We start from the raw sequence: 20054 nt of genomic DNA on the forward strand, positions 1-20054 counted from the left end.
GTCGGCCCCCGCACCGGGCCCGGGGTCGGGCCGACTGGAACCTATGCGGCGTCGATCTCGAGGAGCATCGACAGGTCGATGGGCTCGGTGGGAGCCAGCTCGAGGTAGGTCTGGTCGTCGTTCACAGGAAGAGCCCGTTGCTGAGGAAGAGGGCGGCGACGAGGCTGGCGCTCGCGCCCACGGCGGCCGTGGCGATGACGAAGAGGGTCGCCTGGCGCTCGGTCTCGCGGACCTCGGAGAAGGGGCTGCGGCTCTCGTCGGAGCGGCGACGCGACGGGGTGAGGAGTGTCATGGCGTGTCCGTTTCTCGGCAGGCCTGTGCTGTCTGCCGGTGTTGCTGGTCTCAGGGGACCGCGGCTCGGGAGCCGCGGTCCGCACCGCCCGTGAAGTCGGTACACACGAATGAAACCACGAGGTAGCTAGACCTTCTAACTACCTCGGCGGGCAGTTCGCATTGCGGACAACGCGCGCGTTCCGGCCGTCCACGGCGCGTTCGAGGGCCCGTCGATCAGCCGTTTTCCGATGCGTGCCCCCCGATGGGGGCCTGTCCTCTTTTCGGGGGACCGCCAGACTGGCTACGGTCTCAGGACGAGACCGTCAGGGGCCGCGCCTCCTGCACCGCACGGATTGCGAACACTCATGCCCCTGGTCGAAGCCCCGACCCCCCGCCGACACGGCCGCCTGATCGCGGCGGTGGTGCGGGCCACGAAGCCCCTCTTCCGCCTCCACCTCGCCCTCTACCGGCGTGAACTGGCGCGAGCGCCGTTCCCCCGCGACGCCCGTCGCACCGTGATCGACGGCCCCGCCCCCGACCGGCTGCTCTTCGTCGGCAGCATCGCCGTCGAGGGCTTCGGCGTGCTCGACCACGACCTCACCTGCGCCAGCCAGACCGCCCGCCTCGTCGGCGCGTCCCGAGGTCGCGGCGTCACCTGGCGCGAGGTCTCGGCGCCCGTGCTGACGGCCGCCGAGGCCGCGCGCATCGACCTGCCCGACGAGCCGGCGGACGCCGCCGTCGTGCTGCTCGGCATCTGCGACGTGCTGCTGGCGACCGAGGGCGCCTCGTGGGAGGCCGACCTGCGACGCCTCGCCGACCGGGTGCGCGAGACCGCCGGACCGGACTGCCGGATCGTCTACGTCGGCATCCCGCCGATGGCCGAGTTCCGGCCCATCCCCCCGGTGGCGAAGCGACTGCTGACGACGCAGATCGAACGCCTCAACGCGCTGACGGCCCGGGTCGCGCTCACGCTGCCCGGTGCGTCGTGGGTGCCGTTCCCCGAGTGGTGCTCCGAGGGGATGTACCACCAGGAGCTGCTCTCGTGGGCCACCATGCACCGGCGCTGGGGGCAGGCCATCGCGCCGGCGGTGGTGTCGTCGCTCGGCCACGACGAGACGGCCGACGAACGCTGCGGCAGCGACGCCGGCCCCGGCGTCCCGGCCTAGGCGCCCGAGCCCGCCTCGAGCGCGCGGCGGCACCGTCGACCCCCTGTCCGGACAGACGATCGTGATCCGGTTGCCCGCCCCGTCGGCCTGACCTACACTCGATCCGTTCGAACACACGTTCGAACGAGCAGGAGGACGACATGAGCACGCAGACCACCCATGAGCCCGTGGCGCTCTGGTTCGAGCGCGACCTGCCCGCGCGGCTGGTCTGGTCGTGCCGGCGGTGGCGCGTGACCGACACCCCGACCGAGCTGCGGGTCGAGCCGGCCGTCACGCCCGACTTCATCACGCACCCGCCGCGACGGTTCGTCGGCTGGCGGTTCCAGGCCACCGACGACGACGGCACGACCCACATGTTCGAGGTCGTCCTCGATGCCGACGGCGGCTGGGTGCTGGGGCGCGTCTACGACTGAGCCCGTACCCGAGCGACAGGCCTCGACCTGGCTGCTGGTGCCGATCGTCGGCGCCCTCGGGGAAGGACGGCCCCGCCTGCCGACGCGACCGGCTCGCCCACCGTTGCCGCGCCTCCGGGTTTGTGCCATTGTTAGGACAATTGCTCCTCACCTGGAAGTTGTACAGAGACGTATGAACCAGTCCATCGCCCGCACCCCGCGTCCGGCCCTCCGATGAAGGCCTCCGTCGCCGGCGCGCCGGTCAGCTTCGGCGTCTTCGAGCTCACCCCCGAGGGCGCGGACGTCGTCGGGCCCGACGAACTCGTCGACGTCCTGGCCGACAGCGGTTACGCCGGCGTCGACCTGGGGCCCGTCGACTACCTCGGCCGGGGCGACGAGCTCCGCGCCCGACTCGCCCGCTCGGGCCTCGAACTCGCCGGCGGGTGGATCCAGCTGCCGTTCTCGGACGACGAGGCCTTCGAGGCGGCGCTCCCCCAGCTGGACGCGACGCTGCGCCTCTTCGCCGAGGCCTGCGAAGGCGGGCCCGCGCGGCTGCCGCTGCCGACCCTGGCCGACGACGGGTCGGACGCCCGCCGCGCCGGCCCGGGCCGGGGCGCCGCCACCGACCCCCTCGACGAGCGCCGCTGGTCAACCCTCGCCACCAACGTCGAGCGCGCCGTCGGCGTGACGCGGGCAGCAGGCTTCGAACCGACCTTCCACCACCACGCGGGCACGTTCGTCGAGTCGCCCGACGAGATCGACCGGTTCCTCGACGCGGTCGACGTCGGCCTCACCCTCGACACCGGGCACCTGGTGATCGGGGGCGGCGACCCCGTCCACGCCATCGAGCGCTGGGGCGACCGCATCAACCACCTGCACCTCAAGGACGTCGACGTCGCCGAGCTCCGGCGGGTGCTGCGCGCGGGCGGCGGGATGCGTGAGGTCTGGTCCTCAGGCGCCTTCGTGGCCTTCGGGCAGGGCGACGTCGACCTCCACGCGGTCATGACCGCCGTCGACCGCCTGGACTACGACGGCTGGATCGTCGTCGAGCAGGACGTCTTGAACGGCCCGGACGCCGACCTCTCCGAGTTCCGCGCCGCGCGCGGCGCCGACCAGCTCGTCAACCGCGACGCCCTGCGCGCATGGGCCTGACGCGCCTCCTCCCCCTCACGCCCCTCGGGGCCCCACGACGCCCACGGGCAGCAAGGACGACGACGTGACCACTCCGCTCCGCTTCGGACTCATCGGCACCGGCCGCATCGGCCAGGTGCACGCCGCGAACATCGCGGCCGACCCCGAGGCCACCCTCGCCTGGGTCTGCGACCCGTTCGTCGAGGGTGCCGAGGCCGTCGCGGCACGCCACGGCGGCACCGTGACGACCGACGCCGCCGAGATGTTCGCGTCGGGCGACGTCGACGCCGTCCTCATCGCCTCGCCCACCGCGACCCACGTGGACCTGCTCGGAGCCGCGCTCGACGCCGGCGTGCCCGCGCTCTGCGAGAAGCCGATCGACCTCGACATCGCGCGGGTCGACGCGCTGCTGCCCCGCGTGCAGTCCTCGGGCGTCCCGATCGCCCTCGGCTTCAACCGCCGGTTCGACCCCGCCTTCGCCGCCGCGCGCGCCCGGGTCGCCGCCGGCGAGATCGGCGAGCTCGAGCAGCTCTCGATCGTCAGCCGCGACCCGGCGGCCCCGCCCGCCGCCTACGTCGGGGTCTCGGGCGGCATCTTCCGCGACATGACCATCCACGACTTCGACATGGCCCGGTTCTTCTTGCCCGACATCGTCGAGGTGACGGCGACCGGCACGACCGTCTTCGACCCGGGTGCCCGCGAGCACGGCGACTACGACACCGCGATGGTGACCCTCCGGTCGTCCACCGGGGCCCTGGTCTCGATCACCAACTCGCGGCACAGCGCCGTGGGCTACGACCAGCGGCTCGAGGCGTTCGGTGCCGAGGGCTCGCTGCAGGTGTCGAACGCGCTCACCAGCCTCGTCAGCGTCTCCACCGCCTCCCAGGTCGAGGCGAAGCCGCCGTACCAGGACTTCTTCCTCGAGCGGTACGCCGCGGCCTACGTCGCCGAACTGCGCGCGTTCATCGACCTGGCGCGAGGCGAGGAGTCCGCGAGCCCGACCTTCGCCGACGGTCGCGCAGCCCTCGTCCTCGCCGACGCCGCCGCCCGCTCGGCCGTCGAGCGCGTCTCCGTCGCCGTCGAGCTCTGAGCCGGCGATGACCTTCCGGCTGGCGGCCTCGGCCGAGATGCTGTTCCGCGAGCTTGCCGTCGTCGACCGCGTCCGGCGCCTCCACGAGCTCGGCTTCGAGGTCGAGATCTGGGACTGGTCCACCAAGGACCTGCCCGCCCTCGCCGCCACCGGGGCGACGTTCTCGTCGATGACCGGCTACCTCGCCGGCGACCTGACCACGACCGACGGCATCGCCGACCTGCTGCGCACGGCCGAGTTCTCCCTCGCCGCCGCCGAGGTCGTCGACTCGCCGAGGCTCAACCTCCACGGCACCGGCCTCGACCCGGACGGCCTGCCGGCGCACCCCGGCGAAGCGGTGACGACGGGCGATCGCGAACGAGCGCTCGACACGCTCGCCCGCCTGGCGCGGCTCGGCGAGCGCCACGGCCGCGTCTTCACCCTCGAGAACCTCAACACCGCCGTGGACCACCCGGGCGTGCCCTTCGCCCGGGCCGCCGACACCCTGGCGCTCGTCAGCGCCGTCGACAGCCCCGGCCTGCGCCTGAACCTCGACCTGTACCACGCGCAGATCGGCGAGGGGAACCTCGTCGAACTGCTGCGGCGGGCGCTGCCCTGGGTCGGTGAGATCCAGGTCGCGGACGTGCCGGGGCGCTTCGAGCCGGGCACGGGCGAGATCCGGTACCCGGCGATCGCCGCCGAGCTGCGGACGCTCGGGTACGAGGGCGTCGTGGGCCTCGAGGCCTGGCCGTCCGTCGACTCCGACACGGCGCTCGAACGGTTCCGCGCCTCCTTCGCCTGACGCCGCCCGCGGCGCACCGGGCCCGAGGAGGCGCGGGTGCGGCCGCGAGGGCCGCCCCGCCCACCAGCCCGGTGCGCCGGGCACCGCGGCTCAGAGGTCGTACGTGGTGGGCCCCTCGACGCGACCCACGGCCTCCCACGCGCGAGCCCTGTCGCTGCGGACGGCCGCCTCGACGATCTCGGCGGCCGACCAGGCGTCGGCGGCGGACGGTGCCAGCTGGCGCCCCTCGAGCACCGACCGGAGGAACAGCTGTGCCTCGATGGTCTTGAGGTCGTCGAAGCCCATGCTCGTGCCGGCGCCCGGCTGGAACCGGGCGAAGTCACCGAAACCGGGCTGGGCCATGACGGTGCGGTAGCCGCTCGTGTCGTCGGCGACCTGCAGCTCGTTCAGCCGCTGGAAGTCCCAGCGCAGCGAACCCTTCGTCCCGTAGACCTCGAGCGCGTACTCGGCGCGCGGCCCGATCGCGACCCGACTCGACTCGAGCACGACGACGGCGCCCGCGTCGAACCGGCCGAGCACGGCCGCGTAGTCCTCGTTCTCGACCTCGCCGGTCTCGCCGCCCTCCGCGCCCTTGCTGAAGTGGCCGGCGGAGCCCGAGCCCGGCAGAGGACGCTCGCGGATGAACGTCTCGGTGAGCCCGGTCACGGACTCGATGCGCCCGACCACGAACTGGGCCAGATCCGCCCCGTGCGACAGCAGGTCGCCCAGCACGCCCGAGCCGGCCCGCTCGCGCCGGAAGCGCCAGGTCAGGGCACCGAGGGGATCGGCCGAGTAGTCGGCCAGCAGGCTCACCCGCACGTTGGTCACCGTGCCGAGCGCGCCCGAGCGGACGAGTTCTCGGGCGCGGGCGACGGCCGGCGCGTGCCGGTAGTTGAAGCCGACCGAGGTGACGACGCCCGCGTCGGCGGCGGCGCGGGCGATCTCGGACGACTCGGCTGCCGACCGGCCCATCGGCTTCTCGATCCAGAAGGGCTTGCCCGCGGCGGCCGCGGCGAGGGCCACCTCGTGGTGCAGGAAGTTCGGCGCGCAGATCGACACGACGTCGACCTCGGGGTCGGCGACCACCTCGCGGTAATCTCCGGTGGTGCGGCGGTAGCCGAGCACCGTCTCGGCGCTCCGTCGCGCGTCGGCATCCGTGTCGGCCGCGGACACCAGTTCCACGCGGACCGGCAGCTCGGGGTAGTGCTCCGCGACCGCGCGGTACGCCCGCGAGTGGAGCCGCCCCATCCATCCGAGCGAGACGAGACCCACTCCTACGCGATCCGGTGTCGACATGGTTCTCCTGACGTCGTCGGCGGGGCCCCGGTCGAGCGGGGTCGGAACGAGCCTAGCCCAATGACAGAATGTATTGACAATCATGCACCCCTCGCACATACTCGGACCCGACACCGACGTCACCCCGGACCGTCCTGCGCGACGAGCTCCGCACCGAAGGGACTTTCAATGAAGAAGCGATTCCTCGCCGGCCTCGGCCTCGCTGCGGCGACCGGGTTCCTGCTCGCCGGCTGCTCGGGAACGGGCCAGGAGACGGCCAGCCCGAACACCGGAGGCGGCGACCTCACGTTCGCCGTCGTCACCCACTCCGGCCCCGGCGACGCCTTCTGGGACCGCGTGAAGTCGGGGGCCGAGACGGCCGGAGCCGACTACGACGCCACCGTCACCTACAACGCCGACTCCGACCCCGCGAAGCAGTCGCAGCTGATCGACAACGCGGTGGCGCAGAAGGTCGACGGCATCGTCGTCTCGATGGCCAACCCCGACGGCGTCGAGGACAGCGTCAAGAAGGCCGTCGCCGCGGGCATCCCGGTCGTCACCATCAACTCGGGCATCGAGCGCTCCGCCGAGTTCGGCGCCCTGACCCACATCGGCCAGAGCGAGACCGTCGCCGGCGAGGCCGTCGGCACCAAGCTCGCCGACGCCGGCCTGACCAACGCGCTCTGCGTCATCCAGGAGGCCGGCAACGTCGGGCTCGAGGACCGCTGCTCCGCCGCCGCGAGCACCTTCGGCGGGACGATGACGAACCTCCAGGTCGACGGCACGAACGACGCCGACGTGAAGGCGACGATCAAGTCGAAGCTGCAGGCCGACCCGTCCATCGACGGGGTGCTCACCCTCGGCGGCCAGTACGCCATCGACGCAGTCGGCGCGGTCGAGGAGTCCGGCAGCTCGGCGAAGGTCGGCACCTTCGACCTCTCCGAGGACGTCGTGTCCGACGTCGAGAACGGCTCCATCCTGTTCGCCGTCGACCAGCAGCCCTACGTGCAGGGATTCCTCGGCGTCACCGCGCTCGAGCTGTACGTCACCAACGGCAACGTCATCGGCGGCGGCCAGCCGGTCTACTCCGGCCCCGCCTTCGTCACCAAGGACAACGCGGCCCAGGTCGCCGAGTTCGCTGCCAACGGCACGCGCTAGGCATCCCCGGGGGCCGGCGCGACACGCGGCAGCCGGCCCCCTCCCCTCCCTCGAACCAGGAGTCACCGTTGACGACCACAGACATCGTGACGATCGCGACGAGGCCACGCCTCGAGCGTCGCCCCCTCCGCAAGATCCTCGCCCGGCCCGAGACGGGCGCCTTCGTCGCCGCGCTCGCGGTGCTCCTCTTCTTCTCGCTCTACACCCCTCAGTTCCTGAGCTTCGCCGGAGCCGGCGTGTGGCTCGAGTCGGCCTCGACCTTCGGCATCATGGCCGTCGCGGTGGCCGTGCTCATGATCGGCGGCGAGTTCGACCTCTCCGCCGGCGTCATGACCGGCTTCTCGGCGTTGATCGTGGGGATCCTCACGACGCACTACGGCCTCAGCATCTGGGTCGCGGTCGTCGTGTCGCTCGTCGTCTGCCTCGGCGTCGGTGCCGTCAACGGGGTCCTGGTCATGAAGACCGGTCTGCCGAGCTTCATCGTGACCCTGGGCACGTTCTTCGCCCTCGCCGGCATCGACCTCGCCGTCACCAAGATCATCACCGGCCAGGTCGCCATCCAGGGCATGACCAAGGTGCCCGCCTACGACTCGATCCAGCCGCTGTTCGGCGCGTCGCTGCAGATCGGCGGCGGCACGTTCTACGTCTCGGTCCTCTGGTGGTTCGTCGTCGCCGCGGTGGCCACCTGGATCCTGCTGCGCACCCGTGCCGGCAACTGGATCTTCGCGGTCGGCGGGGCCCTCAACTCGTCCCGCCAGGTCGGCGTCCCCGTCTTCAAGACGAAGGTCGGCCTGTTCATGGGCACGGCCGGTGCCGCCTGGCTGGTCGGCATGATCTCGCTCTTCCGCACCTCGACCGTCCAGGCCAACACCGGGGTGGGCCAGGAGTTCATCTACATCATCTGCGCCGTCGTCGGCGGCTGCCTCATGACGGGCGGCTACGGCTCCGCGATCGGTGCCGCCCTGGGCGCGCTGATCTACGGCATGGTCTTCCAGGGCATCACCTTCGCCCAATGGGACACCAACTGGCTGCGGACCGTCCTCGGCGGCATGCTGCTCGCCGCGGTGCTGCTGAACAACTTCGTCAGGACACGAGCAGGAGGCGCGCGATGAGCACCGAGACCACCCCCGACCGCGCGGACGCGCGTCCCGTCGCGCCGCGTGCCGCCGTCGGCACCACGATCGTCGAGGTCCGCGACATCGGCAAGACCTACGGGGCCGTGAACGCCCTCTCCGGGGTCTCGACGACGGTCGCGGCCGGCCAGGTCACCTGCGTGCTCGGCGACAACGGTGCCGGCAAGTCCACCTTCATCAAGATGCTGGCCGGGGCACACACCCCGAGCGAGGGTGAGCTGCTGCTCGACGGCGAGCCCGTCACCTTCGCCTCGCCCAGGGCCGCCCTGAGTGCCGGCATCGCGACGGTCTACCAAGACCTGGCCGTCGTGCCGCTCATGCCCGTCTGGCGGAACTTCTTCCTCGGCTCCGAGATGACGACCGGGGCCGGTCCGTTCCGTCGCCTCGACGTCAAGGCGATGAAGCAGATCACCTTCGAAGAGCTCGCCCGCATGGGCATCGACCTCCGCGACGTCGACCAGCCGATCGGCACCCTGTCGGGAGGCGAGCGCCAGTGCGTCGCCATCGCCCGTGCCGTCTACTTCGGCGCCCGGGTGCTCATCCTCGACGAGCCGACGGCCGCCCTCGGCGTGAAGCAGTCCGGCGTCGTGCTCAAGTACATCGCGCGCTCGCGCGACGAGGGCCTCGGCGTCGTCTTCATCACGCACAACCCGCACCACGCCTACCCGGTGGGCGACCGGTTCCTGCTGCTCAACCGCGGCACGAGCCTCGGCAACTTCGAGAAGAGCGAGATCAGCCTGCCCGAGCTGACCGCCTTGATGGCCGGCGGCGCCGAGCTCGACTCCCTCGCGCACGAGCTCGAGCGCGAGATGCCGGGCTCGCCCGTCGCGCGCGAGATGGCGGCCGACGCCTCCGAGACCGTGCCGGCGCGAGAGGGTTGAGGCCCGACTCCTGCCGATCCACCTCTGTGGAAAGATGGGGGCCCACCGATCAAGAGCGGACACGATGCCTCAGGACGAGCAGCTGCTGCCTCCCGACTTCTTCCTCGGGCTCGATCGCTCCGGCCCGGTGCCGCTGTACTACCAGGTGTCGAACCTGCTCGAGAGCGCCATCCACGACGAGACGCTGCCGGCCGGTGCGCGCCTCGAGAACGAGGTGGCGCTCAGCGCCCGGCTGGGTCTCTCGCGCCCGACCATCCGGCGGGCCATCCAAGAGCTCGTCGACAAGGGCCTGCTCGTGCGTCGCCGGGGCATCGGCACCCAGGTCGTCCACGGTCGCGTCACCCGCAACGTCGAGCTGACCAGTCTCTACGAGGACCTCGAACGCACGGGGCAGAAGCCCGAGACGCTGCTGCTCTCGTCGTCCGTCGAGGGCGCCGACGAGAAGACGGCGGAGTCGCTCGGCGTCGAGGTCGACAGTCCCACCCTGCACCTCGTGCGCCTGCGCTCCGCCGACGGCGTGCCCCTGGCCATCCTCGACAACGTCCTGCCCGAGCCGTTCGTCGACCTCGACATGGACTCCCTCGAGAGGCACGGGCTCTACCAGCTGTTGCGTGGCCGCGGGGTGACGATGCGGGTCGCGAAACAGCGCATCGGGGCACGCTCGGCCACCGCCTCCGAGGCCCGTCTGCTCGACCTGCCCAAGAGCGCGGCCGTCCTGACCATGGGGCGTACCGCCTTCGACAACTCCGGGCGGGCCGTCGAGCACGGCCAGCACTGCTACCGGCCCGACCTCTACTCGTTCGAGATCACGCTCGTCGAGCGCTGACCTGCGACGACGCAGGCCGGGCGCGCACGTTCGCGTGCGCCCGGTCCTGCGGCGGGATCGTCAGAACTGACGGGCTGCGACGTCTGCACGAGTCGACGCAGCCAGCAGTTCACGCAGACGGTCAGCCGTGACGGGGGCGGCAGGGGCGGACAGGTAGTCCGCGGTGAAGGCTTCGAGGTCGGCGGCGTAGATCGACGTGTAGGCCCCCGACTCGGGCTCTGCCCGCCACGACTCGGCCAGCGTGCCTGCATCGACGGGCTCGAAGCCGAGATCGTCGACGATGGCCGAGACCTTGCCCTTGGCCTTGGCCTCATCGCCGGACACCGCGAGGGCGGTGCGGGGCGAGGAGTGGGCCAGCGTGGGGATGTGGTGGAACAAGATGTTGTTGAAGGCCTTGATCACGACTGCTCCGGGCAGCATGTCCTGCTCGAGCTCAGCGGTCGTGAGCTCGAGGGCGTCCAGGCGGGCGATCCGGTCGTCCCGATGCGGGTAGTAGTTGCCCGTCGACAGGACGGTCCTGCCCGAGAACGCGTCCCCGGGAAGCGCCTGATACGCGCCGAGCGGAACGGCCAGGACCGGCACGTCCCCGAACTCGACGGCCTCGCGGCTCTCGCCGGCGCGAGCCCGGGGTCCTAGCTCCTCGACGAGGCCTCGGAGCGACTCCGGCCCACGCGAGTTCGCGATCAGGACGTCGTAGCCGGCGGCGACTGCCAGGCGGGCGATGCCACTTCCGATGTCTCCGCTGCCGATGATGCCGATTCGCTTCGTGTCCGTGTCGTTCATCTCTGTCTCCGTCGTGGTGCGGTGGTTCGTGCTCGTGAGGACCCGGGGGACCGTCCTGTCAGTCACGCGGGCCTGCGGGTTGCGGTGTGGACTCCGCCCATCCCGTCCGGGTCAGCGCCGACAGCGCTGTCGCGGTCTCGTCGTCCGCCAGTGCGGCACCGCTCGCCCAGCTCGTCGCCAGCGCCGACAGGAAGAGGTCCCGAGCGCGGACGTCGCCGCGTGCCAGCCCGGCGCGCTGGGCAGCTGCCAGGAACTCGGCCGTCGTGGTCACGAATCCCTCGCAGGTCGTGGCCAGAGGCGACGAACTCGTCGTCGTCGCGGCCCGCAAGGGCTCAGGAAGGCCCTCGTACGCCGCAGCCCACGTGACGACTGCTCTGAGCCAGCCGTCGAGTGCCTGACCGGCGTCGACCGAGTCCTCGCGGAGGCTCTCACGCCTGGCGACCAGCTCCTCGTCACGTCCTGCGAGCAGGGCGGCCAGCAGGGCCTCGCGAGTCGGGAAGTGGCGGTAGAGCGTGCCCGCACCGACGCCCGCACGTTTCGCGATCGCGTCCAGCGAGCCACCGACGCCGTGCTCGACGAAGTGCTCCTCCGCAGTTCCGAGGATGAGGTCTCGGTTGCGCTGGGCATCAGCCCTGGGTGTGCGCCCTGGTGCACTCACGTCGATCGCCACGGGGCCCCCCTCCACAACGGAGACATTCTCCGTCTATAGGAGGAGACTATCTCCGTTTGTGCGGCGTGCACAAATGGAGACATCTTCCGCGGCCTGCGGTCCGTGGCCCGGCCCGCGGCGTCAGCCCAGCAGCGGGCGGCGGGCCGCCGACTGGGTGACGTACTCGTCGTGCGCGCGCTGCGTGCTGGCCATGGTCGACACCTCGGCGACCGGCACGTCCCACCAGCCCTCGCCGCCGGGCGCGTAGAGCAGCGGGTCGCTCTCGACGTGGATCAGCGTCGCGGTATCGGACGCCTTCGCGGCCGCCACGGCCCTGCCCAGGTCGGCCACCGCCTCCGGACCCGCGGCGATCTCGACGGTCTCGACCCCGTAGCTGCGGGCGTTCGCCGCCAGGTCGACGGGCAGGATCGACCCGCTGCCGTCGCGGTACCGCGTGCCGAAGCGCTCCGAGCCGACCGTCTCGGAGAGGTGCCCGATCGACGCGTAGCCGTGGTTCTGGATCAGCACGACGATGATCTTGATTCCCTCGGCGACCGCGGTCACGAGTTCGGTGTGCAGCATCAGGTACGAGCCGTCGCCGACCATGACGATCACGTCGCGGTCGGGCGCTGCACGGCGGACGCCGAGGCCGCCGGCGATCTCGTACCCCATGCACGAGAAGGCGTACTCGACGTGGTAGCCCAGGGCGTCGCGCACCCGCCAGAGCTTGTGCAGGTCGCCCGGCAGCGAGCCCGCCGCCTGCACGACGACGTCGCGGGGATCGGTGGCGGCCTGCACGGCGCCGATGATCTCGGCCTGACCCGGCCGCGCGAGCCCCGAGGGCTCGAAGGCGCGGTCGACGACCGCGTCCCACCCGGCCTTCTCGGCGGCCGCCCGCTCGACCCACCCGGCCGGCGCACGCCAGTCGGAGAGCTCGGCACACAGGGCGTCGAGAGCCTCGCGGGCGTCCGCGACGACGGGCAGCTGCGTGCCGTGCTTGTACGCGTCGAAGGCGGCGACGTTGACGTTCACGAAGCGCACGCCCTCGGCCTGGAAGGCGGTCCGACTCGCCGTGGTGAAGTCCGAGTAGCGCGTGCCGACGCCGATGACCACGTCGGCCTCGGCGGCGAGGCGGTTCGCCGCGGTGCTGCCGGTCGCGCCGACGGCACCGAGGTAGCCGGGCTGGTCCCACACCAGCGAGCCGCCACCCGCCTGGGTGGTGCCGACCGGGATGCCGGTCAGCTCGACGAGGGCGCGCAACGACTCCTCGGCGCCCGAGTACAACACCCCGCCGCCGGCCACGACGATGGGCGCCTTCGCGGCACGGATCGCGGCGACGGCGCGCTCGAGCGGACCGCGCTCGGGCACGGGCCGGCGCACGTGCCACTCCCGCGGCGCGAGGAACTCGACGGGCACGTCGAGGGCTTCGGCCTGCACGTCCTCGGGCAGGGCGATCGTGACCGCTCCCGTCTCGGCGGGGTCGGTCAGCACGCGCATCGCGGCGAGTGCGATCGAGAAGAGCTTCTCGGGGCGGTCGACCCGGTCGAAGAACCGCGACAGGGGCCGGAACGCGTCGGTGACCTGCACGCTCGTGTCGTGCGGCAGCTCGAGCTGCTGCAGCACCGGGTCGGCGACGCGGGTCGCGAAGGTGTCGCTGGGCAGCAGCAGGGCGGGCAGCCGGTTCGCGGTCGCCAGCGCGGCACCGGTGAGCATGTTGGCCGCGCCCGGCCCCACGGAGGCGGTGCTCGCGAAGGTGCCGCGGCGTCGCCTCGTGCGCGCGTAGCCGACGGCCTGGTGCACCATCGCCTGCTCGTTCCGGGCCTGGTGGTACGGCATGAGGCCCGGCTGCTCGACCTCGAGCTGCTGCAGCGCCTGGCCGATGCCGGCCACGTTGCCGTGGCCGAAGATGCCGAACGTGCCGGCGACGGTGCGCTCGCGGTGGTCGCCGTCGACCGTCCACTGGTTCGCGAGGAACTCGATCAGCGCCTGCGCGACCGTCATCCGCCTGGTGGTGCCCATGTCATCGTGTCCTGTCGTCGGTGCGGCGTCGTCGCCGCGGGTGGTCGTCACGGGGAGGTCGTCGTGCGCGTGCTCGTCGTGTGGGTGCTCGTCAGGGCCGGCGCTCGTACGGGAGGCGCGGATCGACGCCCTGCCCCTCCCACGTCGCGCGTATCCACCCGTGGGCCGGGTCGTCCGAGATGTGCCACACCCGCTCGGGGTCGGGCCCGGCCATGACGTTGAGGTAGTAGAGGTCGTAGCCGGGGGCCGCGACGCACGGGCCGTGCCAGCCGTGGGGCAGCAGGGCGACGTCGCCGGTGCGCACCTCGGCGAGCACTTCGATCTCGCCGGCCGGCGACGAGTAGGCGCGCACGAACCCGAACGGGTCGGCCTGCGGCGGGGCGTCGAGGCCCCTCTCGACCGCCGTCTCGAAGTAGTAGATCTCCTCGAGCCGGGACTCCTGCCCGGCCTGCAGCTCGTCGTGCTTGTGCGGCGGCCAGCTCGACCAGTTCTCGGCGGGCGTGACGACCTCGCAGACGATGAACCGGCCGGCGTCGAGCGCCTGGGGCGTGCCGAAGTTGTGCACCTGGCGGCTGGAGCGACCCGCCCCGCGCAGTTCGACGGGCACCTCGTCGCGCCGGACGTGCCGGCTGGGGTGCACCTCGTCGGTGGGCGCCTCGGCCACCGCCACCCGCCCCTCCCCCTCGATCGTCGCGGAGGCGCCGGTCGAGAGGTACAGGACGTCGCTCGGGCCGTCGAAGACCGAGGCCCGGCCCGTCAGGTGCGTGGTCTCGAGCGCACCCGAGACCCGGTGCTCGACCGTGAACGACCCCGACAGCGGCACGACGAGGCGCTCGACGCCGGCCGCGGGCAGCGAGAGCTCGCCCCCGGCCACGAGTTCGGCGACCCGCAGCCCGGTGTGCTGCCAACCCTCGAGCTCGTCGTCGACGACGGACTCCCAGTCGCCGCGCCTCAGGGTGCCCTTCGGGAACACCCACTCGTTCTGCGTGGTCATGTCTCTCCTGCTCGTCGTGGGGCCGGTGGGCTCCGTGCGCCTCAGTTCTGCGGGAACCCGAGGTCGACGCCGCCGTGCGACGGGTCGAGCCACCGCGAGGTGATCGCCTTCTGCTGGGTGAAGAACCGGACGCCCTCGGCTCCGTGGGCCTTGGTGTCGCCGAAGAGCGAGTCCTTCCAGCCGCCGAACGAGAACGTCGCGACGGGCACCGGGATCGGCACGTTGATGCCGATCATCCCGACCTGCACCTCGTTCTGGAACCGCCGCGCCGCGCCTCCGTCGTTCGTGAAGATCGCCGTGCCGTTGCCGAACGCGCCGTCGTTGATCAGGGCGACGCCCTCGTCGTACGAGGCGACGCGGACGATCGAGAGGACGGGCCCGAAGATCTCTTCGGTGTAGGCCCGCGAGCTGGTCGGCACCTTGTCGAGCAGGGTCGGTCCGAGCCAGAAGCCCGCGGCGTCGCCGTCGACCTCGATGCCGCGGCCGTCGATGACGACCTCGGCACCGTCCTCTTCGGCGATCGCGATGTACGAGGCGACCTTGTCGCGGTGCTGCTCGGTGACGAGCGGGCCCATGTCGCAGCCGCGGCGGCCGTCGCCGATGCGCAGCTTCGCCGCGCGGTCTTTGATCTTGTCGATCAGCTCGTCCGCCACGGGCTCCACCGCGACGACGACGGAGATCGCCATGCAGCGCTCGCCGGCCGAGCCGAACCCGGCGTTGATCGCGGAGTCGGCGACGAGGTCGAGGTCGGCGTCGGGCAGCACCAGCATGTGGTTCTTGGCGCCGCCGAGGGCCTGCACGCGCTTGTGGTTCGCGGTGCCCGTCTCGGAGACGTACCGGGCGATCGGGGTGGAACCGACGAACGAGACGGCGCGGACGGCCGGGTGCGTGAGCAGGCCGTCGACGGCCTGCTTGTCACCGTTGAGCACCGTGAAGACGCCGTCGGGCAGCCCGGCCTCGGCCCAGAGGGCGGCGAGCCAGAGGGCTGCGGAGGGGTCCTTCTCGGACGGCTTGAGGACGACCACGTTGCCGGCGGCGATGGCGATGGGGAAGAACCACATCGGCACCATCGCGGGGAAGTTGAAGGGCGAGATGACGCCGACGACCCCCAGCGGCTGCTTCGTCGAGTAGACGTCGACGCCGGTCGACACCTGCTCGGAGTACTCGCCCTTGAGGTGGTGCGCGAGGCCGGTCGCGAACTCGACGACCTCTTGACCGCGGGTGATCTCGCCGAGCGCGTCGGAGACGACCTTGCCGTGCTCGGAGGTGATGATCTCGGCGAGCTCGCCCTTCTTGGCCTCGAGCAGCTCGCGGAACCGGAAGAGGATCTGCTGACGCTTCGCGAGCGAGAGGTCGCGCCAGGCGGGGAAGGCGGCCTGCGCCGAGGCGATCGCCGCCTCGATCTCGGCGTCGTCGGCGAGGGCGACGTGCTTCGTCACGACGCCTAGCGCGGGGTCGTAGACGGGGGCCGTGCGGCCGGAGCTCGACGGCGACTCGCGACCGTCGATCCAGTGCGGCACGACGGGCAGGTCGGCGGCGTGGGGTTTCGTCGAGGTGTCAGACATGGTCCTGCTTCTCTTCTTCGAGGGATCAGCCGTGCACGAGCGCGGCGGCGGTGTCGACGGCGGCGACCACGTCGCCGTCGGCCGGGTACAGCAGCGTGCGGCCGACGACGAGGCCGCGGACGCCCGGGAGCGCGAGTGCTGCCTCCCACGACCCGTAGGTCTCGTCGGGGCGGCCCGACGGGTCGCCGCCGAGCAGCAGGGTCGGCAGCGTGGTCGACGCCATCACCCGCTCCATCTCGGGCACGACGGGGAGCTTGAGCCACGACCAGGCGGACGTGGAGCCGAGGCCCGCGGCGATCGCGACCGAGGTGACCACCGCCTCCGCGGTCAGGTCGTTCTGGACGACTCCGTCGACCCAGCGGCTGAGGAACGGCTCGAGCATGATGGGCACCCGGGCCGCCGCGGCGGCGTCGACCGCCCGGGCGGTCGACTCGAGGGTGGCCGCGGTCGCGGCGTCGCCGAGGTTGACCCTGATCAGCAGCTTCGCGAAGTCGATGCCCGACGCGACGATGCCCGGCACGTCGTAGCCGGTGAACCGGTCGTCCATCTCGAACGAGGCGCCCTTGAGGCCGCCGCGGTTCATCGACCCCACCACGACCTTGCCCTCGAGGGCCCCCAGCAGGGCGAGGTCCTCGATGACGTCGGGCGTGCCGAGCACGCCGTCCACCCCGGGTCGCGAGAGGGCGGTGACGAGGCGGGTCAGCATCTCGTAGCGGTCGGCCATCGCCGAGGGATCGTCGCGGACGCCGAGCGCCCCGCGGGCGGGGTGGTCGGCGGCGACGATGAAGAGGCGGCCGTCGTCGGCGAGCAGCGGCCGGCGCGCACGGTCGCGCACCCGCGGCAGCACCGTCTGCGGGGCGAAGGTGCGCACGTGGCGCAGCGTCTCGAAGTCGAGCGGGAGGGCGGTGGGGGCGACCACGGGGAGGTCAGGCGTCGACACGGGCGATGCTCCTCACGATCTCGTCGACCTCGGCGGTCGAGGGCATGGCGGTCGAGCACTCGCGGCGACTGGCCACGATCGCCCCGGCGACGTTGGCGAAGCGGAGGACGTCCCGGAGCGACCGGTCCTGCAGCAGGCCGTGGCACAGGGCACCGCCGAAGCCGTCGCCCGCGCCGAGTCCGTTGACGACCTCGACGACGTGAGGGGGCACCTCGACCGTCTCGTCGCGGGTCTTGGCGAGCACCCCGCGCGGGCCCTGCTTCACGACGGCCAGGTCGAGACCTCGGTCGAGCAACGCGTCGGCGGCGCGGTGGGGGTCGGTCTCGCCGACGGCGATCTCGCACTCCTCACGGTTGCCGACGGCCACGCTGACGTGCTCGAGGGCGAGCGCCACCTCGCGCCGGGCGTCGTCGGGCGACGACCAGAACATCGGACGGTAGTCGAGGTCGAGGACGGTGAGCGGCTTCCGTCCGCGCGCCTCCCAGGCCGCGTGGTGGGCCGTCCGGCTCGGGTCCTCGGACAAGCCCGTGACGGTGGCCCAGAAGATGCGGGCGTCGGCGATCGCGTCGAGGTCGAGCTCGTCGGCGTGGACGACCATGTCGGGGGCCTTGGGCGCCCGGTAGAAGTAGAGGGGGAAGTCGTCGGGCGGGAAGATCTCGCAGAACGTGACCGGGGTGTTGAGGTCGGGCACCGTGCGGACGAACCGGGTCGAGACCCCCAGGCGCTCGAGCTCGCCCGACACGAACCGGCCGAAGGGGTCGTCCCCGGTGCGGGTGACGATCGCGGTGCGGAGGCCGTGGCGCGCGGCGGCGACGGTCACGTTGGCCGCGCTGCCGCCGAGGTACTTGCCGAACGTCTCGACGGCCTCGAGGCCGACGCCGTCCTGCAACGGGTAGAGGTCGACTCCCGAACGTCCGATGGTGACGAGGTCGAGGGGAGCCGCCGTCGCGGAGGCAGTGGTGTCGGTCATACGTCGCTGTACAACTCTCTGGTCGTGTCGATCGGGCCCGCCCTGTCGCGACGCCCATGTGCTTACATATGAACATAGCGCACGGGTGGCGAGAAGTCACGGCCGACCGACCGGCTGGCCGGGTCAGGGCGCGATCGGCGCCTCCTCGTCGGCCGCGACGTCCTTCTGCACGGCGAACTGGGTCCGGTGCAGCTCTTCGTACCGTCCGGCCGCGGCCAGCAGCTCGTCGTGCGTGCCGCGCTCCACGATCGACCCGTCCTCGACCACCAGGATCATGTCCGCGCTGCGGATGGTCGAGAGGCGGTGGGCGATCACCATCGCCGTCCGCCCGTCGAGCGCCTCGCTGAGCGCCGCCTGCACGGCGGCCTCGGACGTCGAGTCCAGCGCCGCCGTCGCCTCGTCGAGGATGACGACGCGCGGCTGCGCGAGCAGGAGGCGCGCGATGGTCATGCGCTGACGCTCGCCTCCCGAGAGCCGGTAGCCGCGCTCCCCCACCATCGTGTCGAGCTGGTCCGGCAACGAGCGGATCAGCGGCTCGAGCCGCGCCCGGCGGACGGCGTCCCACACCTCGTCCTCGGACGCCTCGGGCCTGGCGAGGCGGAGGTTGCTGAGGATGGTCTCGTGGAACAGGTGGCCGTCCTGCGTGACCATGCCCAGGGTGTGGCGCATCGAGGCGAAGGTGACGTCGCGGACGTCCGCGCCGGCGAGGCGCACCGCACCGCTGTCGACGTCGTACAGGCGCGAGAGCAGCTGCGCGATGGTGGACTTGCCGGCACCGGACGTGCCCACGAGGGCGACGGTCTGCCCGGGCTCGATGCGGAACGACACGCCGTGCAGCACCTCGTCGCCGCCGCGGGTGTCGAGGGTCGAGACCTCTTCCAGGGAGGCGAGCGAGACCTTGTCGGCGGACGGGTAGGCGAAGCGGACGTCGTCGAACTCGACGCTCACCGGGCCCTCGGGGACGGACGAGGCGGCCGGCTTCTCCTGGATGAGCGGCTCGAGGTCGAGCACCTCGAAGACGCGCTCGAAGCTGACCACCGCGCTCATGATCTCGACCCGGGCGCTCGCGAGGCCGGTCAGCGGCACGTAGAGGCGGGTGAGCAGCAGCGCCAGGGTGACGACTTCCCCGGTGTCGAGCTGACCGGCGAGCGCGAGGGCGCCGCCGAGCCCGTAGACGAGCGCCAGGGCGAGGGCCGAGACGAGCGTCAGCGCGGTGACGAAGACGAACTGCAGCAGCGCGCTGCGGACGCCGATGTCGCGGACGCGGGCGGCGCGGACGCGGAACTCCTCGGCCTCCTCGTCCGGGCGGCCGAAGAGCTTGACGAGGGTGGCGCCGGGTGCCGAGAAGCGCTCGGTCATCTGCGTGCTCATCGCCGAGTTGTGGTCGGCGGCCTCACGGCGCAGCGCGGCGAGACGGCTGCCCATGCGCCGCGCCGGCACGAGGAAGACGGGCAGCATGACCACGGCGAGCACGGTCACGAGCCAGGACGTGCTGAGCATCACGATCAGGGTGAGGACGAGGGCCACGACGTTCGTGACCACGCCCGACAGCGTGCCGCTGAAGGCCTGCTGCGCACCGATCACGTCGTTGTTGAGGCGGCTCACGAGGGCGCCCGTCCGGGTGCGGGTGAAGAACGCTATGGGCATCTTCTGCACGTGGTCGAACACGGCGGTGCGGAGGTCGAGGATCACGCCCTCGCCGATCCGGGCCGAGTACCAGCGCGTCGCGAGTGAGACGCCGGCGTCGGCCACGGCCACGACGGCGATGAGGAGGGCGAGCCGGACGATCGCCCCGACCTCGCCCCGCGCGACGATGACGTCGACCACCCGGCCGGCCAGCACGGGCGTCGCCACGGCGAGGAAGGCCCCCACGATCGAGAGGCCGATGAAGACCACCAGCTTCGCCCGGTAGGGCACGGCGAACGTCATGATCCGCCGCACCGACTCGCGCGAGATGCCGTGCTTGCCGTCCCTGGCGGACGAGATCTTGTAGAGCGAGCTCCAGGCCGCGCCTTCCATGCTCATGGTGGTTCCTTCCGTGGGGGGCAG

19 protein-coding genes are annotated in these 20054 nt (G+C 71.9%); 9 read left to right on the top strand and 10 right to left on the bottom strand.

The window, feature by feature from the left end; genetic code table 11:
• Nucleotides 1–121: 121 nt before the first annotated feature.
• On the bottom strand, nucleotides 122–292 hold the full coding sequence (locus ITJ55_RS13015; RefSeq protein WP_157490186.1) for a hypothetical protein: 171 nt from the start codon (nucleotides 290–292) through the stop codon (nucleotides 122–124).
• Between the two features lie 346 nt (nucleotides 293–638).
• Here ITJ55_RS13015 and ITJ55_RS13020 point away from each other — a divergent pair, with 346 nt between their 5' ends.
• The 5 genes from ITJ55_RS13020 to ITJ55_RS13040 all read left to right on the top strand — a co-directional run bounded on the left by ITJ55_RS13020 (nucleotide 639) and on the right by ITJ55_RS13040 (nucleotide 4833).
• Nucleotides 639–1439 (top strand): GDSL-type esterase/lipase family protein, encoded by an 801-nt coding sequence (locus ITJ55_RS13020; protein WP_194595781.1) that lies wholly within the window; start codon nucleotides 639–641, stop codon nucleotides 1437–1439.
• Nucleotides 1440–1579: 140 nt separating this feature from the next.
• A complete protein-coding gene (locus ITJ55_RS13025; RefSeq protein WP_194595782.1) occupies nucleotides 1580–1852 on the top strand; it encodes a hypothetical protein in 273 nt (90 codons plus the stop codon).
• Nucleotides 1853–2065: 213 nt separating this feature from the next.
• Nucleotides 2066–2983: a sugar phosphate isomerase/epimerase gene (locus ITJ55_RS13030; RefSeq protein ID WP_194595783.1), complete on the top strand. Its 918-nt coding sequence runs from the start codon at nucleotides 2066–2068 to the stop codon at nucleotides 2981–2983.
• 64 nt (nucleotides 2984–3047) lie between these two features.
• A complete protein-coding gene (gene iolG / locus ITJ55_RS13035) occupies nucleotides 3048–4052 on the top strand; it encodes an inositol 2-dehydrogenase (protein WP_194595784.1) in 1005 nt (334 codons plus the stop codon).
• Nucleotides 4053–4059: 7 nt separating this feature from the next.
• A complete protein-coding gene (locus ITJ55_RS13040) occupies nucleotides 4060–4833 on the top strand; it encodes a TIM barrel protein (RefSeq protein ID WP_194595785.1) in 774 nt (257 codons plus the stop codon).
• Between the two features lie 90 nt (nucleotides 4834–4923).
• On the opposite strand, the gene ITJ55_RS13045 is transcribed toward ITJ55_RS13040, so the two are convergent.
• Complete coding sequence (locus tag ITJ55_RS13045; RefSeq protein ID WP_194595786.1) at nucleotides 4924–6108, bottom strand: Gfo/Idh/MocA family protein; 1185 nt, start codon at nucleotides 6106–6108, stop codon at nucleotides 4924–4926.
• A 168-nt stretch (nucleotides 6109–6276) separates the two neighbouring features.
• Between ITJ55_RS13045 and ITJ55_RS13050 the strand changes: the two genes are divergently transcribed.
• The 4 genes from ITJ55_RS13050 to ITJ55_RS13065 all read left to right on the top strand — a co-directional run bounded on the left by ITJ55_RS13050 (nucleotide 6277) and on the right by ITJ55_RS13065 (nucleotide 10085).
• Nucleotides 6277–7245 carry a sugar ABC transporter substrate-binding protein gene (locus tag ITJ55_RS13050; RefSeq protein WP_056260474.1) on the top strand — a complete coding sequence of 323 codons (969 nt, stop codon included), beginning with the start codon at nucleotides 6277–6279 and terminating at the stop codon, nucleotides 7243–7245.
• Nucleotides 7246–7313: 68 nt separating this feature from the next.
• Nucleotides 7314–8357 carry an ABC transporter permease gene (locus tag ITJ55_RS13055; protein WP_056260471.1) on the top strand — a complete coding sequence of 348 codons (1044 nt, stop codon included), beginning with the start codon at nucleotides 7314–7316 and terminating at the stop codon, nucleotides 8355–8357.
• Nucleotides 8354–9259, top strand: coding sequence for an ATP-binding cassette domain-containing protein (locus tag ITJ55_RS13060; RefSeq protein WP_194595787.1), 906 nt, complete (start codon nucleotides 8354–8356; stop codon nucleotides 9257–9259). Before ITJ55_RS13055 ends, ITJ55_RS13060 begins: the two co-directional genes overlap by 4 nt.
• A gap of 64 nt (nucleotides 9260–9323) precedes the next feature.
• Nucleotides 9324–10085: a GntR family transcriptional regulator gene (locus tag ITJ55_RS13065; RefSeq protein WP_194595788.1), complete on the top strand. Its 762-nt coding sequence runs from the start codon at nucleotides 9324–9326 to the stop codon at nucleotides 10083–10085.
• 60 nt (nucleotides 10086–10145) lie between these two features.
• Here ITJ55_RS13065 and ITJ55_RS13070 read toward each other — a convergent pair whose 3' ends face one another.
• The 8 genes from ITJ55_RS13070 to ITJ55_RS13105 form a co-directional block, all read right to left on the bottom strand.
• Nucleotides 10146–10934, bottom strand: a complete 789-nt coding sequence (locus ITJ55_RS13070; RefSeq protein ID WP_370544166.1) for an NADPH-dependent F420 reductase — start codon at nucleotides 10932–10934, stop codon at nucleotides 10146–10148.
• Nucleotides 10927–11538 carry a TetR/AcrR family transcriptional regulator gene (locus tag ITJ55_RS13075; RefSeq protein ID WP_194595790.1) on the bottom strand — a complete coding sequence of 204 codons (612 nt, stop codon included), beginning with the start codon at nucleotides 11536–11538 and terminating at the stop codon, nucleotides 10927–10929. Before ITJ55_RS13075 ends, ITJ55_RS13070 begins: the two co-directional genes overlap by 8 nt.
• A gap of 120 nt (nucleotides 11539–11658) precedes the next feature.
• Complete coding sequence (gene iolD, locus ITJ55_RS13080; RefSeq protein ID WP_194595791.1) at nucleotides 11659–13536, bottom strand: 3D-(3,5/4)-trihydroxycyclohexane-1,2-dione acylhydrolase (decyclizing); 1878 nt, start codon at nucleotides 13534–13536, stop codon at nucleotides 11659–11661.
• Between the two features lie 91 nt (nucleotides 13537–13627).
• Entirely contained in the window at nucleotides 13628–14530 is a 903-nt protein-coding gene (gene iolB / locus ITJ55_RS13085) for a 5-deoxy-glucuronate isomerase (RefSeq protein ID WP_194595792.1), read from the bottom strand.
• A 41-nt stretch (nucleotides 14531–14571) separates the two neighbouring features.
• Entirely contained in the window at nucleotides 14572–16095 is a 1524-nt protein-coding gene (locus ITJ55_RS13090; protein ID WP_305038573.1) for a CoA-acylating methylmalonate-semialdehyde dehydrogenase, read from the bottom strand.
• 25 nt (nucleotides 16096–16120) lie between these two features.
• Entirely contained in the window at nucleotides 16121–17035 is a 915-nt protein-coding gene (locus ITJ55_RS13095) for a deoxyribose-phosphate aldolase (protein ID WP_370544167.1), read from the bottom strand.
• Nucleotides 17022–18005, bottom strand: a complete 984-nt coding sequence (iolC, locus tag ITJ55_RS13100; RefSeq protein ID WP_194595793.1) for a 5-dehydro-2-deoxygluconokinase — start codon at nucleotides 18003–18005, stop codon at nucleotides 17022–17024. Before iolC ends, ITJ55_RS13095 begins: the two co-directional genes overlap by 14 nt.
• A 123-nt stretch (nucleotides 18006–18128) precedes the next feature.
• Entirely contained in the window at nucleotides 18129–20030 is a 1902-nt protein-coding gene (locus ITJ55_RS13105) for an ABC transporter ATP-binding protein (RefSeq protein ID WP_056260458.1), read from the bottom strand.
• Between the last annotated feature and the right edge of the window lie 24 nt (nucleotides 20031–20054).

Origin of the sequence: Frigoribacterium sp. VKM Ac-1396, assembly GCF_015350895.1 — a bacterium.
In the GTDB taxonomy this organism is placed as follows: Bacteria; Actinomycetota; Actinomycetes; order Actinomycetales; family Microbacteriaceae; genus Frigoribacterium.